The sequence below is a fragment of the Limnohabitans sp. genome, from assembly GCF_044373035.1.
Lineage (GTDB): Bacteria > Pseudomonadota > Gammaproteobacteria > Burkholderiales > Burkholderiaceae_C > Limnohabitans_A.
Map to the genome: position 1 here is coordinate 1 of NZ_JBILQU010000178.1, position 3584 is coordinate 3584.

General features: G+C 59.3%; 6 protein-coding genes. 3 read left to right on the forward strand and 3 right to left on the reverse strand.

From position 1 onward, the window contains the following. Positions 1–3: 3 nt before the first annotated feature. Genes ACIQ47_RS15355 through ACIQ47_RS15365 form a run of 3 tightly spaced genes read right to left on the reverse strand, consistent with a single transcriptional unit; the run spans position 4 to position 2420 of the window. Positions 4–513, reverse strand: a complete 510-nt coding sequence (locus tag ACIQ47_RS15355) for a hypothetical protein (RefSeq protein ID WP_396438917.1) — start codon at positions 511–513, stop codon at positions 4–6. A gap of 7 nt (positions 514–520) precedes the next feature. Further along, positions 521–1537, reverse strand: coding sequence for an AraC family transcriptional regulator ligand-binding domain-containing protein (locus ACIQ47_RS15360; protein ID WP_396438918.1), 1017 nt, complete (start codon positions 1535–1537; stop codon positions 521–523). A gap of 43 nt (positions 1538–1580) precedes the next feature. Next, positions 1581–2420 carry an oxidoreductase gene (locus ACIQ47_RS15365; protein ID WP_396438919.1) on the reverse strand — a complete coding sequence of 280 codons (840 nt, stop codon included), beginning with the start codon at positions 2418–2420 and terminating at the stop codon, positions 1581–1583. 141 nt (positions 2421–2561) lie between these two features. Between ACIQ47_RS15365 and ACIQ47_RS15370 the strand changes: the two genes are divergently transcribed. From ACIQ47_RS15370 to ACIQ47_RS15380, 3 genes are all read left to right on the forward strand, one after another. Then, positions 2562–2879 (forward strand): prevent-host-death protein, encoded by a 318-nt coding sequence (locus tag ACIQ47_RS15370; protein ID WP_396438920.1) that lies wholly within the window; start codon positions 2562–2564, stop codon positions 2877–2879. 110 nt (positions 2880–2989) lie between these two features. Then, on the forward strand, positions 2990–3328 hold the full coding sequence (locus ACIQ47_RS15375; RefSeq protein WP_296292664.1) for a CidA/LrgA family protein: 339 nt from the start codon (positions 2990–2992) through the stop codon (positions 3326–3328). Positions 3329–3332: 4 nt separating this feature from the next. Further along, on the forward strand, positions 3333–3584 hold a 252-nt coding region (locus ACIQ47_RS15380; protein ID WP_396438921.1), incomplete at its 3' end, for an LrgB family protein.

Below are 3584 nucleotides of genomic sequence, written 5' to 3' on the forward strand. Positions count from 1 at the left end.
GAACTAGGCGGCCACACCCGCCAGCGCCCTCAAATACGCATCCCCTCGCGCTTCGGCAAACAAGTCCAACGCCAGCGTGAACCCAGCCTGCACCACCAAACCGATGCCGATGCCCGTGGCCGCATCCCATTTGGATAAAAACGCGATCAGGCAAGCGCCCACCACGAGCAGCACCAACTCAACGGTTTTGTACAACTTGAAGTTGGCCATCACCCTTTGCATGCGCTCGGTTTCTGATTGCTTGAACTCAATCGGTGAACTGGTCAGCTGCGTGCTCAACTTGGCCACTTGCGCATCGGTGCGCGCAAAAATGGTGACACCCACAACCAGCTGCATCAGCGCCACCACCACCAAAGGCAAGGCCATGAAGCGCAGTCGGTGTCCGTTGGTCCACATCCAGACCGCCAAGCCCATGGCCATCAAGGCCGCCAGCATGAAAAGCACGCTTTCTTGCTTCTCACCGACAAAATAATTCGTCATGTCTTTCATCATCTGCATCTCACTGGTGTTCATGTTGTTCTCAATGCCATGGGGCATCCATGCCCGCACGCCCTTGCCGATAGGCCGCAGGTGTGGTGCCGGTCCAGCCTCTGAAGGCCCGAATGAAGGAGTTGCTTTCCTGAAAGCCGAGCAGCCATGAAATCTCTCCGGCTGAGATGTCGGTGCGACTGAGGTAATGCCGCGCCAGCGCTTGCCGCACCTCGCTGAGTACTTCTTGAAACCCCACCGACTCCTCAGCCAACTGCCGCTGCAAGGAGCGTTTGCTCACCGCCAGGCGCTTGGCCACGGCGTCGATGCTGCAGCTGCCTGCGGGCAGCGCCTCCAACAGCACGGCCCTGACCCGCTCACGCATGCTCGCTTGCGTCTCCAAAGCGGAGAGCCGTTGGTTCAGTCCCGGCTCAAACGCAGCCCACATGGCCATGTTTTCGGTCAAGAAAGGCCGACGCGCGTCCTGCGCCGAAAACGTGATTTGGATCTGTTCAGAAGTGCCCAAGGCGCAGCCCAGATAGGCTTTGTACGCCGCCACATCCACTGGCAACTTCGGCACTGAGGCAGCCAAAGGCTCGATGCGCTCGCGTGTGGCCAGCCTGGCCAGTTGCGTGAAGAACACCAACTCCGACACGCCCAAGCTGCGCGGAATCGGCTCGGTGTGTCCATAGCAGGTGAGCGTGACTCGCGTTTGCTCGGCTTGGATGTCCACAACCATGTTCAAGGGGCCGATCAGCCGCTTGTATTGCGCCAGCCTCTCCAAGGCCGTGTTCAAGTCAGGACTGCACAGACAGGCGAACAGGGCCGGGTCAAAGGCCTCCACCGACATGACCTGCGCCAGCTTCAAGGCCAATTCGTCGCTGCCTGCGGCCTGCTCCAGTCCGCGCCACAGGTCGAAGAACTGGGCAGGCGACAAGCTGGCGTCTGAGCGTGCAAACAAGTCACCCGGCAAACGCGCCAAACTCAGCACATCGGCGGGGGCATAACCCATGTCCAGAATGAGCAGTTTCCAGCTCATGTGCACGGCAAAGCGTGTGGCCTGTTTCACGGCGGGGGCCTTTCTGGCGTGTCGGGGAGTTTCGAAGATCGGACTACTTGGCTTGGCTCATGATGGCCATGTCAAAGATGCGGTCTCCGAAATACTTTCGGATGAACATCAAGGGCTTGGCCATTTTTCCGATGACGTAGCGGGTTTTGGGACGGCGCGAACGCACAGCTTGCAGTATGGCATCGGCCACCACCGACGGCGGCGAAGCCGCGCCCTTTTTTGCATAGGTGCTGCGCATGGCCTTGGCCATGCCCTGAGCCATGGCTTGGTAAGGGCCTTGGCCCGAACGCGCCAACATGGGCTCGAGCATCACACCACCCCATTCGGTGGCGATCACACCCGGCTCGATGATGACCACCTGAATGCCGAAGGGGGCCAACTCGATGCGCAAGCAATCGCTCCAGCCCTCCACCGCGTGTTTTGTCGCGTGGTACCAGGAGCCCAAAGGCGTGTACATCTTGCCGCCCATGGACGAGATGTTGATGACCTTGCCTGCCCCTTGACGGCGCATGTGCGGCAATGCTAATTGCGTCAGGCGCGCCATGCCAAACAGGTTGACCTCAAACTGGTAACGGGCATCGGCCAGCGTCGAATCTTCCATGGCCCCGTACATGCCAAAGCCCGCGTTGTTGACCAACACGTCGATTCCACCGTGCCCCGCCGTGATGCTGTTCACCGCCGAGACGATGTCAGCGTCCACCGAAATGTCCATCTGCAGCGCTATCGCGCCCAAGGCCCGCAGGTCTTCCATTTGCGCCAGGCGACGGGCCGCGACGTAAACGACCAGGCCCTTTTGCAGCAGCCGCTTGGCCGTTTCTTTGCCCATGCCGGACGATGCGCCGGTGACGAGGGCCACTTGTTTCTTGGGGGATGTGGGTGCCATGAAAAACTCCGTTCGTGAATGTGTTGCGAATGAAGTGATGGTCGCCGTTGGGGCGCGAAGCGTCACCATCGGATCGCGCCAATGCGCATGCAGAAGATGCCAGCACGAGAAGACCCATCATGAGGAACATGAGCTGGTGTTGTGGCCCGTGGCGCTTTAGCTAAAATAGCCATTCATCAAGAGACTGTCATGCAAATCACCGCCACCGAAGCCAAAAACCGTTTTGGCAGCATTTGCGCCCTTGCCAAACGCGAACCCGTGTTTGTAGAAAAAGTGGGGCAAATTGACACGGTCATCCTGTCGGCTGAGCAATACCGGGTTTTGCAAGCCAATCAAAACAGCAGCAGCATGGCTGCCCGCAAGAAGAGGTTTGAAACTGAATTTGGCGACTGGATTGCCGCGCAGAACACTTGGGTAGAAAAGCAAGGCATCCCCGGAGCCGACTTACGCCCTTGGTAAACCGCCATGGATTTGGTAATTGCAAACGCCAATAACTAAACCGATATCCTCGCACTCAGATCACAAGTCTTTCGCCCCCAACGCCAACGCAAGCTGTCTACACTGTGGCCATGATCCAAGGCCTTGTTCAACTCTTCATCTTCCAAGCCCTGGGCGAGCTGCTCTCCAAGTTCGCCCTGCCTTTCATCCCCGGCCCGGTGCTGGGTCTGGTGTTGTTGCTGGCGTTTTTGGCGCTGCGTGGCCATGTGCCCGCGTCCATGGACCTGGTGGGCAGCAGCATCTTGCAGCACTTGGGGCTGTTGTTCATTCCGGCGTCGGTGGGCGTGGTGCTTTATTTGCCGGTGCTGCGGGCCCATGCCTGGGCCATCAGCGCGGCGCTGGTGATCAGCGTGCTGGCCACTGTGGCGGTGACCGCACTTGTACTCAAGCTGCTGGCCCCCAAGGACTGAGGCCATGAACCCCACGACACGCGCCGACCTGCCCGCCATCTCCGAAATTTGGGTCTACCTCTCGGGCAGCCCGCTGTTGGCTTTGGTGCTCACGCTCAGTGCTTACCTGATCGGCTTGACGGTGTACGAGCGCAGCCAGCGCAACCCGCTGGCCAACCCGGTGTTGATCGCGGTGGTGCTGGTGTGCCTGAGCATCAGCGTGCTCGACATGCCCTATGCCCAATATTTCGAAGGCGCGCAGTTTGTGCACTTTTTG